The sequence below is a fragment of the Paraburkholderia denitrificans genome (assembly GCF_042655705.1).
Taxonomy (GTDB): Bacteria; Pseudomonadota; Gammaproteobacteria; order Burkholderiales; family Burkholderiaceae; genus Paraburkholderia; species Paraburkholderia denitrificans.
Window position 1 is genome coordinate 139,996 of the sequence record NZ_JBHSMP010000038.1, and the last position, 20,066, is coordinate 160,061.

Genomic DNA, 20,066 nt, shown 5'->3' on the forward strand with positions numbered 1-20,066 from the left:
CTTACGTCGGCGCTTCGCGTCGGGCTATGCGATTGACGCGCAGCGCGGCTCACCATGCACTTTGCCCGGAGCGGTCGTATTTTTCGGCCATCGCCGGTACGCCGATACGCACGTGGTGCTCGGCGCGTCTCACCTGGCGCGTGAGTTGCACGACATGCGGCGGGACCACGTGGCGGCGGCGCAGTGCCCAGAAGGCACCGCGCAGCATTGCAAAACCCGCGGGGCCGAGCGAGCGCTGACGCGCGAAGACGGCGAGTGCGCGCCCGGTCGCGGCGAGTGCGTCGCGCAGCGGCAGGCGCATCCATGCGACCCAGGCCGAGTTGCGCGCGAGCGTGCAGTGCTGCGCACGCGTGAACCAGCGATACAGCGGCTCGCGATGCGCAAGCGCCCCTTCGCAATAGACGATCAAGTGACCTGCAGCGAGCAGGTCCAGCGCTACGAGTTCTTCGGCGCCGCCGTGCGAGAGGCGCTCCTCGTAACGGTGGAGTTCGCTCAACACGCTTGCGCGGAAGATACATGCGCCCGCCATGAAATTCACGAGTGCGGGGCCGGGCAGGCCGTTGCCGCCCGGCGACGTGGCGCTCAGCATCTGGCACGCGGGATGGATTTCACGTTCGGCCTCGTCTGCCACGCACGCGCTGATTACAGCAATCCGCGGATGGGCGTCCAGCAACTGGGTTGCGCGCGCGAGCGCGCCGGGTGCGAACCAGGTGCTGTCGTCGCAGCACGCCACGTAGTCGGTGTGCGCAAGCGCGACAGCGCGGTTGAAGCCGGTCATGCCCAGATCGCGCAGCCCCTGGACGATGCGCAACTGGGGAAAGAGCGATGCGAGCAGGCTGACGGTCGTATCGCTGGAGCCGTTATCGGCCACGATCACATTGGGGTGCTCAGGCAGCGCCATGAGGCGGGCCACAGTGTCGACTGTCTGGCGGACATGGTTGCGTGTCAGCACGACGACGGTCACGCGTGGTACGAGCTGGGAACCCGAGGCATGAGTGGAGGCGTTCATCGCGATCGTGCGGCGCGAGCCGGCCTGAATGTTGTAGTCGTGCTATGAGCATACGCCGTTGGCACGTGGTGTGCACCTGTGCGCGTTGGCGCGAACGAGACGCGTACCTGTGTGCGTATTCGTGTACGCAGCCGACGCAGGCGCACGTCCTGCAAACGCTCAAGCAAACGTCATGCCCGATGCGGTTGGCGAGCCGTCTCGCCGGGCTTGAGCGCGCGATTTCGTATGCGAAATTGGGAAAAGTTGGCGGAGCGGATTCGGCATGGCTCGCAAGCATGGTCGGGTGGAATGCTGGGCCCTGTTGCTCGCGATGGGTGCTCGCAATTCGGTGCATCGCAGCAATCCGCATGCAGCAGGCTATGCGGCCGCTCAGCGGCGGTCTCGTTTCCGATCAGATCAAACTCGAGGTGCCGCCGCGGTACGGCATGACCGCGGCGGAAGTGATGCAGGTAATACAGGCGCTACGTGGGAGATGCGCTGAATGTGTCGAATCTGCGATCAGGCGCCCGCTTCTGGCTACGGTGCGAGTCAGAGTCGCGCCGCCGCTTTTGCGACGATGCGCGTACGCGCAGCGAGCGATTCGGCATTGGCTGCCCGCACTCGCTCGACGATGGCGCGCGGCGCGGTGTCGGGACTGCCTGCGTTGAACGGAGGCGCTGGTGCATATTCGAGTTCGAGTTGAAGCGTCTGGGCTGCCTCGTCGCCGGCCAGTTCGGCTGCGAGCGTCAGCGCGAAGTCGATGCCGGCCGTGATGCCGCCACCCGTGAACAGATTGCCGTCGCGCACGACGCGCCCGTGCACGGCAATCGCGCCGAACGGTTCGAGCAGTTCGTGGAAGGCCCAGTGGGTCGTTGCCCGGCGTCCGCGCAACAGGCCCGCCGCGCCGAGCACGAGTGACCCCGTGCATACCGACGTGACGTAGCGCGCGCGTTCGCCCTGGCTGCGCACGAATGCGAGCGTTTCGTCGTCCTGGAGCAGATCGGCGACGCCGCTGCCGCCGGGCACGCAGAGCACGTCGAGCGGCGGGCAGTCGTCGAAAGTCGTATCGGGCACGACGACCATGCCGGTTGCCGATGCAACAGCGTCACGCGTTTTCCAGACGAGCCGGACCGATGTGTCCGGCATCGACGCGAGCACGTCATAAGGGCCTGCAAAATCGAGCGGTTGCACGCGGGGAAAGAGGAGAAAACCGATTTGAAGCGCCATGGCGAAGTCTCTTGGTGGGGGATCGAGATCGGGTTGTTGCTGCCCGTCGATGCCCACTGTATCGCCGCGATTACGCGAAAGGGTGCCAAAAACCGCATAAAAACAGCCACAAGCGGCAACGCCTCGCGTGCCGCACGATGCGCTGCCTGCATTCAGACGATGCTTGAAAACAGGCGCCCGGACATCGTGCATGCCCGGGCGCCTGGTGGCTTGAGTGCGTGCCGGTGCGCTTACGCCGGCATTTTGCGGAACGAGACGGCGATGCGGTTCCAGCCGTTAATCGCGACGATCAGCATGGTCAGGTCGGCGATTTCCTGGTCGGTGAAGTGCGGCTTCACGCGTTCCCAGACATCGTCGGGGACGTGCGTCTGCGAAAGCAGCGTGACCGCTTCGGTCCATTCGAGCGCCGCGCGCTCGCGCTCGGTGAAGAACGGCGTCTCGCGCCATACCGTGACTGTCGCGAGCCTGCGCTCGGTTTCGCCGCCCTTGCGCGCGTCCGTGGTGTGCATGTCGACGCAGAATGCACAGCCGTTGATCTGCGACGCGCGCAGGCGCACCAGTTCCGCAAGTGGCTTCTCGATCGAACTTTTGCTCACGCGCTCTTCGAGCGCCAGCATTGCCTTCGTACCTTCGGGACTGACCTTGTAGAAATCCAGACGTGATTGCATGACGATTCACCTCCTCGAATGCTGTGGGCTGAACTGCGTTGCGAAAGACTATGGACGTCACTCTAGGCGTGTGGCAGGCGCCTTGAAATAGCCATTCTGGCAAAATTTCAGGTAACCACTTCTTTAACCATCCCGGTAGCCCCCTTAACCACCGCGATAACCGGTTCGACTTCTTCTTCATCTCGCTCATGGAACTGCACGTTACCGTCTCGGGCCGTCGCGATCTGGCTGGTCAGATCTACCGGCAACTGCGCACCAGCATCGTCGACGGCCGGCTGACGGGCGGCACGCGGTTGCCGTCCACGCGCGATCTCGCACTTCAGCTTGGCGTGTCGCGCAAAACCACGCTCGACGTGTTCGAGCGGCTGCTCGCCGAAGGCTATCTGAGCGCCAGGCGCGGTTCGGGTACGTTTGTTGCCGATGCGCTCGAGCATCTTCCCGCGCGCGAGCACGGCCAAGCGAATCCGCAGATTCGTGCCGTGAGCCGAGGCAGTCGCGAGACGAGCGTGTCGCGCGGCGTCGAGGCTCAGCCCTGGTGGCAGACTCATGCGCAAGCCGTGCCCATGCCGAGTCTCGACGCACGGCTTGCGTGCGATTTTGCGGGCGGTGTGACCGACAAGTCGTGTTTTCCGTTCGACGCCTGGCGCCGCTGCATCAACGACGCGCTGCGTGTTCAGGTTCGCGGCCACGGCATGTACCACGCTCCGGCGGGCGAGCAGAGCTTGCGGCTCGCCGTGTCGCGCTACCTGGCATTCAATCGCGCGGTGCAGTGTGACTGGGAGGACGTGATCGTCACGCAGGGCGCGCAGCACGCGCTCGATTTGCTCGCGCGCGTGATGTTGCGTCCCGGCGACGTGGTGGCGGTCGAGGACCCCGGCTATCCGCCGGCGCGCGTCGCGTTCGAGGCGCTTGGCGCGAAGGTGGTGCCGGTGCCGGTGGACGACGAAGGGCTGATCGTCGCGTGTTTGCCGAAGACGGCGCGGCTCGTCTACGTGACGCCCTCGCACCAGTTTCCGCTCGGCATGCCGATGAGCCTTGCGCGCCGCGTTGCGCTGCTCGAATGGGCGCAGGCGCGCGGCGCAGTCGTCGTCGAAGACGACTACGACTGCGAGTACCGCTTCGAAGGGCGTTCGCTCGAACCGCTCAAGAGCCTCGACAACGCGGGACTCGTTGCCTACGTCGGCACGTTTTCCAAGACGATCTTTCCGGAGTTGCGCGTGGGCTACGTCGTGCCGCCCGCGACGCTGGCGGCGCCGCTTGCTCATGCGCGCCAGGTGGGCGGCTGGCACGGTTGCGTGCTCACGCAGACGGCGCTTGCGAATTTCATGCTCGACGGCCAGTTCGCACGGCATCTGCGCCGCATGCAGCAGATCTATTCGGCGCGGCGGGCGAGCTTGCTTGCGCATCTGCGTGGCCCGCTTGCGCCGTGGTTCGAGCCGGTGCTGCCGAACACGGCCGGTTTGCACCTTGCGGTGCGGCTCGCGGCGCCGGTCGACCAGGCTGCGCTCGTGAAGGCCGCGCGTGCGGCGTCGATCGGATTGCACCCGCTCGCGCCGTTTTACGTGAAAGCCCCTGTGCAAAGCGGTTTTATGTTCGGCTATGGCGGCGTCGAAGTCGGGCAGATCGATGCCGCGATGACGTCGCTCGCGGCGCTGATGCACACGTTCTGACGTGCTGGCGTGCGAAAAATGCCATGCGTGTCGGTGTTTTCGCGAAGAGCGCCTGCGCCTTGATGTCGCCGCGTCAGGGTAACCGAGGATGCAACAAGCTCGTTTACCCCTGTAAACAAGCGTCAAAATGAGCCGGGCAGTCAGCGCCGCGCAACAATTTTTCATCGGCGATGCAAAAGAGTCACGCAAAACGCTCGCACGCTTGTAGAATCCGCCGTTGAAGCACATGCATTCTGCGGTGCTTCGCCGATTCACTGACCAACACTGGTAGGAGAAACATGCCGACTTCCGCAAAGAAAGTGGCCAAAAAGGCAGCTGCCCCGGCCAAGAAGGTTGCCGCAAAGAAAGCGCCCGCCAAGACGGCCGCAGCTAAGAAGGTCGCCGTGAAGGCGTCCGGCGCTCCGTCGCCGATCAAGGACACCTTCACGAAGGCCTCGCTGGCTGCTCACGTCGCTGAGCGCGCAGGCGTCGAGCCGAAGGCTGCCAAGGCCGTGCTCGCCGCGCTGGAAGACACGATCCTCGGTTCGGTTCACAAGAAGGGCGCAGGCGAGTTCACGCTGTCGGGCCTTCTGAAGATCGTTGTGCAGGCCGTGCCGGCGAAGAAGAAGCGCTTCGGCAAGGACCCGTTCACGGGTGAAGAGCGCTGGTTCCCGGCCAAGCCCGCTTCGGTGCGCGTGAAGGCACGTGCGCTGAAGAAGCTGAAGGACGCGGCGGCAGCCTGATAGCCGTCCGCCGCAGCCTTCCGGTTGCGGTGCGCCAGCAGTACCCAAAGAATCCCCGCCGACGTAGCGTCCGCGGGGATTTTTCATGGGCGCTCGCCGAACGATGCTCGCATTGCTGTGTAGGTGCTGGATGCGCAGGATGTGCGGCGCGACAAATCCTGGTTTGATCACATCATGCTTCAATGTTATGGATGAAGATGCGGTTATATAATCCAAAAATCGCCTGTATTTTTTAAGGTTTCGCAACACGATCCAGCATGGTCGCGCCGATAAAGCGAATATCAATTTGAAAATGTTATGAATGCAGCCGACCTGCGGATTCGCCAGGTTGAAGCGTTTCGCGCCGTGATGCAGCGGCGCAGCGTGACGCGCGCCGCCGAGTCGCTCGGCATTTCGCAGCCGGCGGTCAGCCGCCTCGTGGCCGACTTCGAAGCGAACGTCGGCTTCGCGCTATTCACGCGTCGGCAAGGGCGGCTCGTACCGACAGCAGAGGCGTATGCGCTGAATGAGGAAGTCGAACGCGCGTTCGTCGGGCTCGAACGGGTTGCGCAGGCGGCGGGGCAAATTCGCGAACGTCGGCGTGGTGCGTTAACTATCGCGGGGACGTTCGATCTAGCAGCCGATTTTCTGCCGAGAGTGATCGCTTCGTTTGCGCGCGAGCACCAGGGCGTCGACGTGACGCTGCTTGCGCTTGAACCTGCCGCTGTCGTCGAGCACGTTGGTGCGCAACGTTGCGATCTGGGCTTCGTTGCGCCGTCAGTCGCGCATGCTCAGGTGCGGCTGGAAGCGCTCGGTCAATGGGCGCTGCGCTGCATCGTGCCGCGCGGTCACCGGCTTGCGCGCAAACGCATCGTGAACGCCGCCGATTGCGCGGGCGAATCGTTCGTGTCTTTCGCGAGGTTGAGCGAACCGCGCACGAGGATCGACCGTATGTTCGAACAGAGCGGTATCGAGCGAGAAATGGGCATCGAAGCGACGCTTGCACAGTCGATTGTGACGCTGGTGGAGGCGGGGGCGGGAATCGCGCTGGTCGATCCACTGAGCGCCGCAGGCGCGGCTGCGCGGGTAGCGGTCAAACGCTTCTCGCCGGTACTGCCGCAGACGGTGCACGTCGCGCGTCATGCGGAGCAGTCACAGTCGATGCTGGCAGACGCGTTCGTTCATCACGCCGTGACGGCGCTGGCCCGCCTGCGCTGATAGTTGCGCTTTGCCGCCGCTTTGCAGCCGCTTACGCAAGCAAATCGCGCAAGCCGGGAGGTTGGCGGCGGCGATCATTCGCACAGACATAAAAAACCAGCCCGGGCTTGCGCCGAGGGCTGGTTGGTCCAACGTGTGGTTTTTAGCGGCCACGCCGTTTTCGCGTAACCGGAACCGGCGAGAAGCCGGTTCCGGCACCGGACCGAAGTCCGGCTGCGCAGTTCTATTAGAACTTGTGGCGGATACCGATGTTGACCATCGACTGCGAGTCCGAAGCCGAGTCGTTGTTGTACGAGGCGATCGCTGCGCCGGCGCTCGAGATCGAGCCGTCCGTGTTGCGCTGATGGCCGCTGGCGTGCTGGTAGGCCGCCACGACGTAGAGGTCGGTACGCTTCGACAGGTTGTAGTCCGCGCCCAGCGAGACCTGGTTGTACGTGTTCGACACGTCGCCCGAGCCGTGCGTCCAGTTGTAGCCGAGGCCCAGCAGCGTTGCCGGGTTCAGCTGGTAGCCGACGAAAGCGCCCACGGTGTTGAAGTGCTGGCTCGAGGTGAATGCCGAGAACGCGTCCGGCTTGTACTGAGCGTTGCTGTAACGTGCGCCGAACGTGAACGGACCTGCGACGTACTGCGCTGCAGCCTGGGCAATACCGATCGACTTCGCCGACATGTAGGCGGCGTTGATCTGGTTTTCGTTGATGTTGTCGCCCGTTGCGGCCGACGACCAGCCAACCGTGGGCGGCGTACCCGCCGTGCGCGAAGCCAGCGTCGAACCGTTGTCCATCTTCAAGTAGCCAGCGGCCACGTTGAACGAACCGATGCCGTACGTAGCGGCCGCACCCCAGCTCTGACCCGAGCCGGTCTGGCCAGCGACGCCGCCCAGCGCGTACATGCCAGCGACCTGGAAGCCGGCGATAACCGGCGAGGTGTACTTGATGGAGTTGTTGATGCGCGAGCTGTTGTCGTTGTTGTCGACGTCACCCGGGGTTGCGAACGTGCTGCCGAAGTAGCCGTCGCCGGTAAGGCCCTGGACCATGTCGACGATCGGGTCGTACTGGCGGCCGAGCGTCAGGGTACCGTACTGAGCGGAATCCAGGCCGACATATGCCTGACGGCCGAACATCCTGTTGCCCTGGCCCAGCGTGCCGTTGTTGAGGCTAAAGCCGTTTTCCAATTGGAAAATCGCCGTCAGACCGCCACCCAGGTCTTCCTTGCCCTTGAGGCCCCAGCGATTGCCCTGCAGGTTTTGACCGCCCAGGCCGAACACATTCTTGTTCGCGCCGTTGGCGTTCTTGACGTTGTTGACGAACTGGACCGATTCGTCGATCACGCCATACAGCGTCACGCTGCTTTGCGCATGGGCCGTGCCGGCGGCTGCCAGCATCGCCAACGAGAGGGTCGAGAGTGCGACTCGTTTCATCCAGATTTCTCCACGCAGATGATTGGTTTATTAGTTGTTGCGCATCGGAGAATAACGCACCTCTTACAAACTGCAGAAAAGAAAAAAAATGACTGTCGCAAAAACCTGACACCGGGCGGAATGTCTTGTACAGCGGGCGATTGAGCGACTATGTCATTTTTTGCAAAGTAGGATTGTGGTCTTTGCATTATTGCTAAATTTGATACAAGTCGGGTCGCATTCACTTAAATGGTGCGCGGGCTGGCGCCGCGCCGGCCGGTCTGCGGGGGGGCCGCGCTACGCGCGGCGGCGTCCGGCGGCTGCAGTCATGGCGACGGCGGCGCCCACCGCCAGCAGGACCGAACTCCATGGATGACGCTTGACGAAACGGTCGGCGGCCGCGGCCGTACGGCCCGCATGGGCGAGCGTCAACGCGGCCGCAGAGGTTGCGTCGTCCTCCATTTTTGCCATGGAGCGGCGCAATAGCGGGCTTGCGCCGTCACCGCGCGTCGAAGCATCTGCCGCTGCGTGCTGCGGCGGTGCTGCCGATGCTGGCGCTTCGGCGGTGCCACCCGCCGGGTTTCCGGTTGGAAAAGACGAAGCGGATGAAGCAGACGAAGCGGATGCAGAGGGTAAGGCAGCCGAGCCGGAGCGTGCCGCCGCGTGGCCGTCGTGCGTCACCGTGATCGTGGTTGCAGCGAGCACCGAGGCGAGTTTGGCGCGGCTGCCCGGCGGTGTTTCCTCAAGGAAACCCCACGCGCCGCGCGGATCGTGCAGGCGTGCGCGTGCCGCCGCGAATTCCGCGCCGAGCAGCAGCACAGCGGCCGAGAAGTACAGCCACATCAGCAGTACTGCGAGCGATCCTGCTGCGCCGAATGCCGTCGCCATGCCCGCATGCGCGAGGTAGAGCGCGAAGAGTTTCTTGCCTGCGGAAAAGAGTACGGCCGCCACGAGGCCGCCCACGAGCGCGTCGCGCCACTGCACATTGGCGTCCGGGAGAAAGCGCAGCAACGCGGCAAACGCGAAGGCGAGCACGGCCAGACCGACCGCGAGCTGAAGCACGTTTCCGATCACCAGATAGGGTGAGTTACCCCACAGCCACTGACCGATGAATGTGATGGTCGTATCGAGCACGAGCGAGACGATCAGCAGGAACGCGACGCCGAGTACGAGCGAAAACGAAACGAGCCGCACGCGTACAAGCGCGAAGACGGTGGCGGCGCGCTTGCCTTCGGGCGGCCACACGATGTTGAGTGCGGAATGCAGCGAGGAGAATGTCGCCGAAGCGCCGATCACGAGCATCGACAGCGAGATGACTGCCGCGATGCCGCCTGCGTCGCCTGCGCGGTGCGCATTGGCCACAATCGTCGTGATTCCTGCGGCGGCGTCGTTGCCGAGCACGTTATGCACTTCGCGGAACAGTTCGCCGCGCGCGGCGTCGGCGCCGAAAAACCAGCCCGCCACGGCGATCACCATGACGAGCGTCGGCGCGAGCGAGAACGCCGAGTAGAACGCGATGCTCGCGGCAAGCGCGGGGCAGCGATTGGCGACGAACTGGCGGCAGGCGCCGACGATCCAGGAGGCTTCCCTGCGCGCGGCAAATTGCAGTCGTTCGGATGAGAGCGTGGCCATGATGTCCGTCCCGCAATCGGCGTAAAGACGACGTGCGGCCGCTTCGGCTTGCCCAATGCGGGCCCGGTGCGGCGCAGCATGTCTGTGCAATATAGCAAGCGTGGTTCGTGCCTGTGACGGTGGTGCGCGGCGTGCATCTTCCGTGATCCGTCGCCGAAATCCGCATATACTGGATTCACCCTCAACTAGCCGAGGACGTGCCATGCTGCAATTGTCCCGGCGCCAGTTCCTGAAGGTCACGGCAAGTTCGCTGGCTGGCTCCAGTCTAGCGCTGTTGGGCTTCGCGCCCGACACCGTGCTCGCCGAGGTTCGGCAATACAAACTGGCGCGCTCTACTGAAACCCGCAACACGTGTCCGTATTGCTCTGTTGGTTGCGGGATCCTCATGTACGGCCTCGGTGATGGCGCGAAAAACGCCACGACCAGCATCTTCCACATCGAGGGCGATCCCGATCATCCGGTCAATCGCGGCACGCTCTGTCCGAAGGGCGCGAGCCTGATCGACTTCATCCACAGCGAAAGCCGTCTCACGCATCCCGAATACCGGGCGGCCGGGACGAACGAGTGGAAGCGCATCTCGTGGGATGAGGCGCTCGACCGCATCGCGAAGCTGCTGAAGGAAGATCGCGACGCGAATTTCGTCGAGAAGACCGACGACGGCAAGACTGTCAACCGCTGGCTGACCACGGGCATGCTGGCCGCATCCGCGGGCAGCAACGAGGTAGGTTACCTCACGCATAAAGTGGCCCGCTGCATGGGCCTGCTTGCATTCGATAACCAGGCGCGTGTCTGACACGGCCCGACGGTGGCAGGTCTTGCCCCGACGTTTGGCCGCGGTGCGATGACGAACCATTGGGTCGACATACGCAACGCAGACGTGATTCTGGTGATGGGCGGCAATGCGGCCGAGGCGCACCCGTGCGGTTTCAAGTGGGTCACGGAGGCGAAAGCGCACCGCAAGGCGCGGCTCATCGTGGTCGATCCGCGCTTTACGCGCACGGCATCGGTAGCGGATTTCTATGCGCCGATCCGCACCGGCACGGACATCGCGTTTCTTGGCGGCGTGATCAACTACCTGCTCACGAACGATAAGATCCAGCACGATTACGTGAAGCACTACACGGACTTCCCGTTCATCGTGCGCGACGATTTCGCGTTCAATAACGGCATCTTTTCCGGTTTCGATCCGCAAAAGCACGCGTATCCCGACAAATCGTCGTGGAACTACGGGATCGGCGACGACGGTTTCGCGAAGATCGACGAGACGCTGCAGCATCCGCGCTGCGTGTACAACCTGCTCAAGCAGCACTATTCGCGCTATACGCCCGAGATGGTGGAGAAGGTCTGCGGCACGCAAAAGGAATTGTTCCTGAAGGTGTGCGAGATGCTCGCGAGTACCGCCGTGCCGGGACGCGCGGCCACGGTCATGTACGCGCTCGGCTGGACGCACCACTCGATCGGCTCGCAGATGATCCGCTGCGGCGCGATGATGCAATTGCTGCTGGGCAACATCGGCATTGCGGGCGGCGGTATGAATGCGTTGCGCGGCCACTCCAATATTCAGGGGCTCACCGATCTCGGGCTGATGTCGAATCTGTTGCCCGGCTATATGACGCTCGCGTCCGAAGCCGAGCAGGACTACAACGGCTACATCAAGAAGCGCGCGCAGCAGCCGCTGCGGCCGAACCAGCTGAGCTACTGGCAGCACTACGGCGCGTTTTTCGTGAGCTTCATGAAGTCCTGGTGGGGCGACAACGCGACGAAGGAGAACAACTGGGGCTACGACTGGCTGCCGAAGCTCGACAAACCGTATGACCTGTTGCAGACCATCGAGCTGATGTACCAGGGCAAGATAAACGGCTACATCTGCCAGGGCTTCAACGTCATGGCGTCAGCCCCGGACAAGGAGAAGACGCTGCAGGCGCTCGGCAAGCTGAAGTGGCTCGTCATCATGGATCCGCTCGCGACGGAAACGTCCGAGTTCTGGAAGAAGTACGGCGTCTTCAACGACGTCGATACGGCCGCGATCCAGACCGAGGTATTCCGCCTGCCCACCACGTGTTTCGCGGAGGAAAACGGCTCGCTCGTGAGTTCGAGCCGCGTACTGCAATGGCACTGGAAGGGCGCCGAACCGCCGGGCGAGGCGAAGAGCGACCTCGAAATCATGTCGGGCCTGTTCTTGCGGATGCGCGCCGCGTACCAGAAGGACGGCGGCAAGTATCCCGATCCGATCGTCAAGCTCAGCTGGCCGTATTCGAATCCCGCCAGCCCGACGCCCGAGGAACTCGCGATGGAGTACAACGGCAAGGCCCTCGCGGATCAGACCGACGCGAAGGACCCGGCCAGGGTGCTCGTCAAGAAGGGCGATCAGCTTTCGAGCTTCGCGCAACTGAAGGACGATGGCTCGACGGCGAGCGGCTGCTGGATTTTCTGCGGCGCGTGGACCCCGGCGGGCAACCAGATGGGCCGCCGCGACAACGCCGACCCCACGGGCATCGGCCAGACGCTGAACTGGGCGTGGGCGTGGCCTGCGAACCGGCGCGTGCTGTATAACCGCGCGTCGTGCGATCTGGCGGGCAAGCCGTTCGACCCCACGCGCAAGCTGGTCGGCTGGAACGGTGCGGCCTGGGCCGGTGCGGATGTACCGGACTACAAGCTGGATGAGGCGCCGGATCTCGGCATGGGTCCGTTCATCATGAACCCGGAAGGCGTCGCGCGTTTCTTTGCGCGAGACAACATGAACGAAGGGCCGTTCCCCGAGCACTACGAGCCGTTCGAGAATCCGCTCGGCTACAACCCGTTCCATCGCGACAACCCGCTCGCCACGAGCAATCCTGCCGCACGCGTGTTCCCCGGCGACCGCAAGACGTTCGGGACCGTCGAGTCGTTCCCGCACGTCGCGACGTCGTACCGGCTCACCGAGCACTTCCACTTCTGGACCAAGCACGCGCGTCTGAACGCCATCATCCAGCCGCAGCAATTCGTCGAGATCGGCGAGGAACTGGCGCAGGAAATCGGCGTATCGAAGGGCGGTCTTGTGAAGGTGACGAGCAACCGCGGCCACCTGATCGCCGTGGCCGTGGTCACGAAGCGCATCAAGCCGCTCATGATCGAAGGCAAGAAAGTGCATACCGTTGGCGTGCCGCTGCACTGGGGTTTCACGGGGCTCACGAAGCCGGGCTATCTGACGAATACGCTGACGCCGCCGGTCGGCGACGGCAATTCGCAGACGCCGGAGTTCAAGTCGTTCCTCGTGAAGGTAGAAAAGGCCTAAGGAGCGCGACATGGCACTTCAATCACTCGACATCAGACGCCAGTCCGCGACCACGACGCCGCCGCCCGGCGTGCGCGAGCCAGCCACGGGCACGGTGGCGAAACTCATCGACGTCACCAAGTGCATCGGCTGCAAGGCGTGCCAGACGGCATGCATGGAGTGGAACGACCTGCGCGACGAGATCGGCGTCAACACGGGCGTCTACGACAATCCGCACGACCTCACCGAGCATTCGTGGACCGTGATGCGCTTCACGGAGTACGAGAACACGAACGGCAACCTCGAATGGCTGATCCGCAAGGACGGCTGCATGCATTGCGAGGATCCGGGTTGCCTCAAGGCGTGTCCCGCGCCGGGCGCGATCGTGCAGTACACGAACGGCATCGTCGATTTCCATGAGGAAAACTGCATCGGCTGCGGCTATTGCATCACCGGCTGCCCGTTCAATATTCCCCGGCTGTCGAAGAAGGATCATCGCGTTTATAAGTGCACGCTCTGCTCGGACCGCGTCGCAGTGGGTCAGGAGCCTGCGTGCGTGAAGACCTGTCCGACCGGTGCCATCGTGTTCGGCACCAAAGAGGATATGAAGCAGCACGCCGCCGAGCGCATCGAGGACCTGAAGGAGCGCGGCTTCGCCAACGCGGGCCTCTACGATCCGCAGGGCGTGGGCGGCACGCACGTGATGTACGTGCTGCATCACGCGGACCGGCCCTCGCTTTATAGCGGTTTGCCCGACGACCCGCACATCAGTCCGCTCGTGCGGCTGTGGAAGGGCGTGGCCAAGCCGCTGGCGCTCGCGGGTATCGCGCTCGCGGCGTTGACGGGCTTCTTCCACTACGCGCGCAATGGCCCGAACGAAGTGACGGAAGCAGATGAAGAGGCCGCGCGCGAAGAAGCGCGCAGCATCAGGGGCGAACCCAGGGAGCGCGACGATGAAAGACGATGAACCGAAGCTGATCGTGCGCTACACCGCCAACGAGCGCACCAATCACTGGATTACTGCGATCACGTTCGTACTGCTCGCGCTGTCCGGTCTCGCGATGTTTCATCCGGCGATGTTCTGGCTGTCCGCGCTGTTCGGCGGAGGCCAATGGAACCGTATTCTGCATCCGTTTATCGGCGTCGTGATGTTCGCGTCGTTTCTGATTCTCGCGCTGCGCTTCTGGCATCACAACCACTTCGACCCAGCGGATCGCGTGTGGCTCATGAAATTCCGCGACGTGCTCGCCAAGCGCGAGGACGATCTGCCGGAGGTCGGCCGCTACAATGCGGGACAGAAGCTGCTATTCTTCCTGATGGTGGTTTGTCTCGTGCTGTTGCTCGCAAGCGGTATCGTGATCTGGCGGCGCTATTTCTCGATCTATTTCCCGATCGAAGTCATCCGCCTTGCCTCGGTCGTGCATGCGGTCGCGGCGTTCGCGCTCATCGTCGGCATCATCATCCACGTTTATGCGGCGCTGTGGGTCAAGGGTTCGATTCGCGCGATGACGAGCGGCACGGTGACCTGGGGATGGGCGAAGAAGCATCACCCGCGCTGGTTCCGCGAGAGCATCAAATAGCGCGTATCGAGCATCGCGCAACGCGCAGTTCGCATCGCGCAGCACGCATGGCGCGCGCCGCCTTTTTCCGGGGCGGCAGCGCATGCAGGCAAGCCGCCGGCCCGACTGGGCGCGGCGGCTTTTTCTTTGGGGAGTAGACCTGCCGTGACGCAACGTATCCTCGACCCAGCTGAAATTCAGGCGCTCGATCCCTCCGCCATTCCCCGTATTCGTCTACCCGAGCGCGCGACGCATTTTGCGGCGCGCGCCGCACGGTTGCGCCAGCTCGCGGACCACAATCCGATCGGCGGTTATGTGCGGCTGATGGCGGCGCTCGTCGATGCGCAGCAGCACGCGCTGGAGCACTTCAGCGCGCGCATGCCAACGCGTGACGCAATTGCGAATGCGCAGCGTCATTCGATGCCGATCCTGCCCGCCCTGTCCGGCGAACGCGATCCGCAGTGGCGCGACGTGCTGCGCAAGTTGGTCGATCGCGTCGAAGCGGCGGGCGCCATCGCGCCCGCGCTCGCGAAGGTGCTCGACGCGCTGCGCGCGATGAGCGATGCGGAACTCGACGCGCAAGCCGACGCGTTGCTCGCGCAACGTTATGCCGAAGTGGCGCCCGCGACGGCGCCATTCATCATGGCCGCGCTCCAGGTGGTGTGGACCGACCTCGCGAGCAGGCTCGACGTTCAGGACGTGCCTTATGTCGATGCGCCCGGCGCGTGTCCCGTTTGCGGCGTGCCGCCGGTCGCGAGCATCGTGCGCATCGGCGGCGCGTATCACGGTTATCGCTTCACGCAGTGCAGCCTGTGCGGGACCGAGGCGCACGTTGTCCGCGTGAAATGCACGAACTGCGATTCCACCATGGGCATCGCGTATCACGGCATCGAGGGCGGCAATCCCGCGCTGAAGGCCGAATCGTGCGACGAATGCCATACGTATCGCAAGATCGGCTATCAGGAGAAGGACTTCGACTTCGAGCCGCTCGCCGACGATCTTGCGAGCCTCACGCTCGATCTCCTGATGAGTGACGCGGGCTACGAGCGCGCGAGCCCGAATCCGCTGCTCTGGCCGGAAGCACCCGCCGATCAATGAACCAGCGAGCGCACGATGAGCGAAACCGTGGGACAGGAAACGCGGTATGACGCACGCGCGCTGAACGCGTTGCTCGCGAAGATGCCGGCGGTCGAGCGTGTCATTGCATCCGCGCAGGCGCAGCCGCTGATTGCGATATACGGGCGCACGCAGGTGCTGGCGGCTATTCGCGCGACGCTCGACGGCTGGCGGCGCGACGCGCAGGCGGGCACGTTGATCGCGCCCGCGGACGCCGCAGCGCCATTCGCGCCGGAGTCCGTGATCGACAACGCGGCGAAGGTTCTCGCCGCGCGCGTGCAAAACCGCCTGCGTCCGGTGTTCAACCTGACCGGCACGGTGCTCCATACGAATCTCGGGCGCGCGCTGCTTCCCGATGAAGCCGTGCGCGCGGTCGTGCAGGCGCTCGCGCAACCCGTCAATCTGGAGTTCAATCTCGCAACGGGCAAGCGCGGCGACCGCGACGATCTGATCGACGACCTGATCTGCGAACTGACCGGCGCAGAGGCGGCCACGGTCGTGAACAATAACGCGGCGGCGGTACTGCTCTCGCTCGCGGCGCTCGCGCCGCGCAAAGAGGTGATCGTCTCGCGTGGCGAACTGGTCGAGATCGGCGGCGCGTTCCGTATTCCGGACATCATGGGCCGCGCGGGCGCGCGACTGCGCGAAGTGGGCACGACTAACCGCACGCATGTTTCCGATTACGAATCTGCGATTAATAAACATACCGCGCTGCTGATGAAGGTCCATTGCAGCAACTACGCCATCACTGGCTTCACGAAGAGCGTGGAGCTTGACGAACTCGTGCCGCTTGCGCGCGCGAACGGATTGCCCGTTGCCGTGGATCTCGGCAGCGGGACGCTGATTGATCTCACGCAATGGGGACTGCCTGCCGAACCGACTGTGCGCACAACCATTGATGCCGGTGCGGATCTCGTCACGTTTAGTGGCGACAAGCTGCTCGGCGGCCCGCAGGCAGGGCTGATCGTCGGCCGCAAGGCTTTGATCGCGAAGATCAAGAAGCATCCGCTAAAGCGTGCGCTACGCGTGGGCAAGCTTACGCTTGCCGCGCTCGAACCCGTGCTGAAGCTCTATCAGGCGCCGGAATTTCTGCGTGAAAGGCTGACGACACTGCGTCTGCTCACGCGTCCCGTCGCGCAGATGCAGGAGAGCGCGATGCGCGCGTTGCCGGTACTCCAGCAGGCGCTGGGCGACGCGTATACCGTGAGCGTCGAGCCGATGTTCAGCCAGATCGGCAGTGGCGCACTGCCCGTGGACGTGTTGCCGGGCAGCGCACTCGTCGTGCGTCACGCGGGGAAGGTCGGCAGCGGTCGCGCGCTGATGAAGCTCGAACGCGCGTTGCGGGCGTTGCCGCGCCCGGTGATCGGGCGCATTGCCGAGGACGCATTGCGGCTCGACATGCGCTGCATCGAAGGCGCCAACGAAGTGGCGTTTATCGCGCAACTCGCGGAGCTGCGGCTGTGATCATCGGCACGGCGGGCCATATCGATCATGGCAAGACCACGCTGGTTCGCGCGCTGACGGGTGTCGATACAGACCGGCTCAAGGAGGAGAAGGCGCGCGGCATCTCTATCGAGCTGGGTTATGCCTACACGCCGCTGCCGAACGGCGATGTGCTGGGTTTCATCGACGTGCCCGGTCACGAAAAGCTCGTTCATACGATGGCGGCGGGTGCGTGCGGCATCGACTTCGCGCTGCTTGTAATCGCCGCCGACGATGGCGTGATGCCGCAAACGCGCGAACATCTCGCGATTCTGCAATTGCTGGGCGTGAGCGCAGGCGCGGTCGCGCTGACGAAAACCGACCGCGTGGATGCGGCGCGCAATGCCGAAGTGCGTGCCGAGATCGGCGCGTGGCTTGCGACCACGTCGTTTGCCGATGTGCCGTGCTTCGAAACGCAGGCGACCCGGTCGGACGACGCAGGCGTGGCAAGTCTCGACGCATATTTGCATGCGCGTGCAATTGCCTGGCAGTCGCGGCGCGACGACGGGCTGTTCCGACTGGCCGTGGACCGCGTGTTCACGTTGACGGGGCAGGGAACGGTCGTGACGGGCACGGTGTTCGCGGGCCGCGTGCAGACCGGCGATGCACTGCTGCTTGCGCCAGCCGGATTGCCCGTGCGCGTGCGCAGTATTCACGCGCAGAACCGTGCGGAAGAAGCGGGCCGCGCGGGGCAGCGATGTGCGGTGAATCTCGCGGGAGTCGACAAGGAGCAGATCGCGCGCGGCGACTGGATTGTCGATGGGAGGCTCGGGCAGTCCACGACGCGACTCGATGCCGAATTGAGACTGCTCGACGATGCGGACGTTACGCTGCGTCACTGGTCGCCGTTGCACGTTCATTTGGGGACGATGCATCGCGTGGCGAACGTTGTGCTGCTTGATGGCGAAACCCTTGCGCCCGGAGAATGCGCGCGCGTGCAACTCGTCTTCGAGACGCCGATCGGCGCATCGCCCGGTGATCGCTTTATCGTGCGCGATGCTCAGGCGACGCACACGACAGGTGGCGGCCGCGTGCTCGATCCCTTCGCGCCAGCGCGGCACCGCCGTACGCCGGAACGCATCGCGTGGCTGGATGCGTTGCGCACGTGGCTCAACGAAGGGCGCATCGAACCGTTGCTCGCGCAGGCACCTTACGGCATCGCACGATCGGCGCTGACGCAACTAAGTGGCTACGCGGCGAACGTGCTGGTGCTGCCAGCTGATGTCGTCGAAATTGCGCCGCGTGAGCGCGTGGACGAGGGTGTGGTGATCGCGCGGCATCACTGGGAACAGATGGCGGCGCGCGTTGCCGAAGCGCTCGCGCAATTTCACGCACGCACGCCGGATGAACAGGGACCGGACGCGGCGCGTTTGCGGCGCATGACGGTGCCGCTCGCGAGCGACGCGGTGTGGCGCGCGGTGGTCGATTCGCTGGTGCGGGAAGGGCGCATCGTACGCAGCGGGCCGTGGCTGCATCTGCCGTCGCATACGGTGCGGCTCGACGCCGATGAGGAAGCGCTGGCCGCGATGCTGAGATCGTTGATCGCACAAGGACGTTACGATCCGCCGTGGACAAGAGACCTTGCAAACGAGACACGGCAGCCCGAGGAGAACGTGCGTGCGTTGTTGCGCAAGCTGGCCCGTCTCGGTCTGCTGTATCAGGTCGTACGCGATCTCTTTTACGATCGGGAGGTCATGCACGAACTTGCGCGCCTTGTTGCACAGCTGGCGCAGGCACGAGACGGTGCAGTGGGTGCCGCAGCGTTTCGCGATGCCACGGGACTCGGGCGCAAGCGCGCGATCCAGCTCCTGGAGTTCTTCGATCGCGTTGGATATACTCGCTTCCAGCGCGAACGGCACCTGCTGCGTGCCGATAGCCGGTTGAACGATGTGCTTTGAATATCGCGCGATGCCAGTCGCGCGTTTAGGTTGGCGAAGGAAGGCATTCGTATCCGGTGGTACGGCCGGGCTTCAAACCCGGTTGGGGGCGTCAGCCGTTCCCAGGTCGGTTCGACTCCGGCTGCCTTCCGCCATACTCATCCAGATCGGCTTGGGATCTCGTCGTCTTGCGCAGGATGGTCTATCACAGCAGTCTCCGCACGTTTCATCTTCTTCCGGCCGGGGCCGCGGTGTCCGGCAGCGCCACTTGAAAAAATAAAACACGTGCGGGAAGGCCCGTGAAGTGAGCAGGATCAGCCTGGGGACAGGCGAGCCGGACTTATGTAGGCGAAAAAACGACAGCTCCATGCTCGGCGACTTGCGTGAACGTTCGAATAAAGCGGTAAGTCTGTCCATCGATAGACAATTCGTTAGAGCCCGACCGAGTAGCCTCCAGTATCGCGGCGCCTACCGTATTGCGAATGACTCCACAGTGCGTCCATTCCGATTGAGGTTCGGTTGCATTTCCCAGGTAGACATCGCTTTGTTCGTTTTGGGAGCGGACCAAGATAAAGCTCGCCCCGTTATCCAGCGAGCGTTCCAGATACTCCGAAAGTGTCGATAGTGCTTCAGTGGCTGAAGCAAGCCGCTCGCGAGAGGACGTGTCCATGAGTGACCCCGGAGGTTGTGTGCTTACGATGTTCATCGTACATGAGTAGCGCGCCAATTTGTGTGAGCAGTTAGCCAGGGCGCTAGCGGCATTTGCTACCGGCGTATTCAACCGGGCAATGCAACGAACTGGTGAAATCGTTGACGATCGTGCGAACTCTCGCGCTAATGCGACAGACGAAAGCCATGGGTTCGATATCCGGCTCACGCGGGAGCCGACCGGGGGGCATTGGGCCAAGGCCCCTGTTCGACTGAAGATCGAGCAAGATCATTCGGCATCCCCCGCAGTAACCCGGACACGACACCGGGAGACGAATTCCGCTTCGAAATCTGCGGAGAGATTGATGAACCGGTCACCCCGAATGAATCTGGCGTGCGCGAACTCGTCATTCCAGGCGTTCGATGTGCGGTGGTTCGGCACATGGGCGCAACTGACCATATTGGAGAGACAATTTACCCGATCTACCGCGACTGGCTTCCCCAGAGCGGAGAAGAACTCAGGGATCACCCGTTATTTTTCCACTACCTGAGCGTCTTTCCCGACACCCCGCAGGACGAGTGGCAGACCGATATCTATATCCCGTTGGCGTGACCGGCGAAATCTGCAGCG

General features: G+C 63.6%; 15 protein-coding genes and 1 tRNA gene. 11 read left to right on the plus strand and 5 right to left on the minus strand.

Features of this window, described 5'->3' with window-relative positions:
- Nucleotides 1–49: 49 nt before the first annotated feature.
- The 3 genes from ACFPTO_RS23215 to ACFPTO_RS23225 all read right to left on the minus strand — a co-directional run bounded on the left by ACFPTO_RS23215 (nucleotide 50) and on the right by ACFPTO_RS23225 (nucleotide 2,883).
- A complete protein-coding gene (locus ACFPTO_RS23215; RefSeq protein WP_377715115.1) occupies nucleotides 50–1,009 on the minus strand; it encodes a glycosyltransferase family 2 protein in 960 nt (319 codons plus the stop codon).
- A gap of 528 nt (nucleotides 1,010–1,537) precedes the next feature.
- Entirely contained in the window at nucleotides 1,538–2,215 is a 678-nt protein-coding gene (locus ACFPTO_RS23220; protein WP_377715117.1) for a DJ-1/PfpI family protein, read from the minus strand.
- A gap of 230 nt (nucleotides 2,216–2,445) precedes the next feature.
- Nucleotides 2,446–2,883: a carboxymuconolactone decarboxylase family protein gene (locus ACFPTO_RS23225; RefSeq protein ID WP_377715119.1), complete on the minus strand. Its 438-nt coding sequence runs from the start codon at nucleotides 2,881–2,883 to the stop codon at nucleotides 2,446–2,448.
- Nucleotides 2,884–3,071: 188 nt separating this feature from the next.
- On the opposite strand from ACFPTO_RS23225, the gene pdxR reads away from it, so the two are divergent.
- The 3 genes from pdxR to ACFPTO_RS23240 all read left to right on the plus strand — a co-directional run bounded on the left by pdxR (nucleotide 3,072) and on the right by ACFPTO_RS23240 (nucleotide 6,472).
- Nucleotides 3,072–4,553 carry a MocR-like pyridoxine biosynthesis transcription factor PdxR gene (gene pdxR, locus ACFPTO_RS23230; RefSeq protein WP_377715121.1) on the plus strand — a complete coding sequence of 494 codons (1,482 nt, stop codon included), beginning with the start codon at nucleotides 3,072–3,074 and terminating at the stop codon, nucleotides 4,551–4,553.
- Nucleotides 4,554–4,831: 278 nt separating this feature from the next.
- A complete protein-coding gene (locus ACFPTO_RS23235) occupies nucleotides 4,832–5,275 on the plus strand; it encodes an HU family DNA-binding protein (protein ID WP_296659191.1) in 444 nt (147 codons plus the stop codon).
- 297 nt (nucleotides 5,276–5,572) lie between these two features.
- Nucleotides 5,573–6,472 carry a LysR substrate-binding domain-containing protein gene (locus tag ACFPTO_RS23240; RefSeq protein WP_377715123.1) on the plus strand — a complete coding sequence of 300 codons (900 nt, stop codon included), beginning with the start codon at nucleotides 5,573–5,575 and terminating at the stop codon, nucleotides 6,470–6,472.
- 226 nt (nucleotides 6,473–6,698) lie between these two features.
- On the opposite strand, the gene ACFPTO_RS23245 is transcribed toward ACFPTO_RS23240, so the two are convergent.
- Together ACFPTO_RS23245 and ACFPTO_RS23250 are read right to left on the minus strand one after the other, a co-directional pair.
- Complete coding sequence (locus ACFPTO_RS23245; protein ID WP_377715125.1) at nucleotides 6,699–7,889, minus strand: porin; 1,191 nt, start codon at nucleotides 7,887–7,889, stop codon at nucleotides 6,699–6,701.
- Nucleotides 7,890–8,165: 276 nt separating this feature from the next.
- A complete protein-coding gene (locus ACFPTO_RS23250) occupies nucleotides 8,166–9,500 on the minus strand; it encodes a YihY/virulence factor BrkB family protein (RefSeq protein ID WP_377715127.1) in 1,335 nt (444 codons plus the stop codon).
- A gap of 202 nt (nucleotides 9,501–9,702) precedes the next feature.
- Between ACFPTO_RS23250 and fdnG the strand changes: the two genes are divergently transcribed.
- The 8 genes from fdnG (at nucleotide 9,703) to ACFPTO_RS23290 (ending at nucleotide 20,048) form a co-directional block, all read left to right on the plus strand.
- Nucleotides 9,703–12,774 (plus strand): formate dehydrogenase-N subunit alpha, encoded by a 3,072-nt coding sequence (fdnG, locus tag ACFPTO_RS23255; protein ID WP_377715129.1) that lies wholly within the window; start codon nucleotides 9,703–9,705, stop codon nucleotides 12,772–12,774.
- A gap of 10 nt (nucleotides 12,775–12,784) precedes the next feature.
- On the plus strand, nucleotides 12,785–13,720 hold the full coding sequence (gene fdxH, locus ACFPTO_RS23260) for a formate dehydrogenase subunit beta (RefSeq protein ID WP_377715131.1): 936 nt from the start codon (nucleotides 12,785–12,787) through the stop codon (nucleotides 13,718–13,720).
- Nucleotides 13,707–14,333, plus strand: a complete 627-nt coding sequence (locus ACFPTO_RS23265) for a formate dehydrogenase subunit gamma (protein ID WP_377715133.1) — start codon at nucleotides 13,707–13,709, stop codon at nucleotides 14,331–14,333. Before fdxH ends, ACFPTO_RS23265 begins: the two co-directional genes overlap by 14 nt.
- Nucleotides 14,334–14,477: 144 nt before the next feature.
- Entirely contained in the window at nucleotides 14,478–15,410 is a 933-nt protein-coding gene (fdhE, locus tag ACFPTO_RS23270) for a formate dehydrogenase accessory protein FdhE (protein ID WP_377715135.1), read from the plus strand.
- A 15-nt stretch (nucleotides 15,411–15,425) separates the two neighbouring features.
- Nucleotides 15,426–16,892: an L-seryl-tRNA(Sec) selenium transferase gene (selA, locus tag ACFPTO_RS23275; RefSeq protein ID WP_377715137.1), complete on the plus strand. Its 1,467-nt coding sequence runs from the start codon at nucleotides 15,426–15,428 to the stop codon at nucleotides 16,890–16,892.
- Entirely contained in the window at nucleotides 16,889–18,808 is a 1,920-nt protein-coding gene (gene selB, locus ACFPTO_RS23280) for a selenocysteine-specific translation elongation factor (RefSeq protein ID WP_377715139.1), read from the plus strand. The genes selA and selB overlap by 4 nt, the downstream gene beginning before the upstream one ends.
- A gap of 38 nt (nucleotides 18,809–18,846) precedes the next feature.
- Nucleotides 18,847–18,942 (plus strand) — tRNA-Sec (locus ACFPTO_RS23285).
- 743 nt (nucleotides 18,943–19,685) lie between these two features.
- Entirely contained in the window at nucleotides 19,686–20,048 is a 363-nt protein-coding gene (locus ACFPTO_RS23290) for an AraC family transcriptional regulator (protein WP_417629194.1), read from the plus strand.
- The last annotated feature ends 18 nt before the right edge of the window (nucleotides 20,049–20,066 follow it).

Bases quoted from the DNA above. Each gene is read 5' to 3' on its own strand.
- ACFPTO_RS23215 (WP_377715115.1), bottom strand. From the start codon at position 1,009: ATGAACGCCTCCACTCATGCCTCGGGTTCCCAGCTCGTACCACGCGTG.
- ACFPTO_RS23220 (WP_377715117.1), bottom strand. From the start codon at position 2,215: ATGGCGCTTCAAATCGGTTTTCTCCTCTTTCCCCGCGTGCAACCGCTC.
- ACFPTO_RS23225 (WP_377715119.1), bottom strand. From the start codon at position 2,883: ATGCAATCACGTCTGGATTTCTACAAGGTCAGTCCCGAAGGTACGAAG.
- pdxR (WP_377715121.1), top strand. From the start codon at position 3,072: ATGGAACTGCACGTTACCGTCTCGGGCCGTCGCGATCTGGCTGGTCAG.
- ACFPTO_RS23235 (WP_296659191.1), top strand. From the start codon at position 4,832: ATGCCGACTTCCGCAAAGAAAGTGGCCAAAAAGGCAGCTGCCCCGGCC.
- ACFPTO_RS23240 (WP_377715123.1), top strand. From the start codon at position 5,573: ATGAATGCAGCCGACCTGCGGATTCGCCAGGTTGAAGCGTTTCGCGCC.
- ACFPTO_RS23245 (WP_377715125.1), bottom strand. From the start codon at position 7,889: ATGAAACGAGTCGCACTCTCGACCCTCTCGTTGGCGATGCTGGCAGCC.
- ACFPTO_RS23250 (WP_377715127.1), bottom strand. From the start codon at position 9,500: ATGGCCACGCTCTCATCCGAACGACTGCAATTTGCCGCGCGCAGGGAA.
- fdxH (WP_377715131.1), top strand. From the start codon at position 12,785: ATGGCACTTCAATCACTCGACATCAGACGCCAGTCCGCGACCACGACG.
- ACFPTO_RS23265 (WP_377715133.1), top strand. From the start codon at position 13,707: ATGAAAGACGATGAACCGAAGCTGATCGTGCGCTACACCGCCAACGAG.
- selA (WP_377715137.1), top strand. From the start codon at position 15,426: ATGAGCGAAACCGTGGGACAGGAAACGCGGTATGACGCACGCGCGCTG.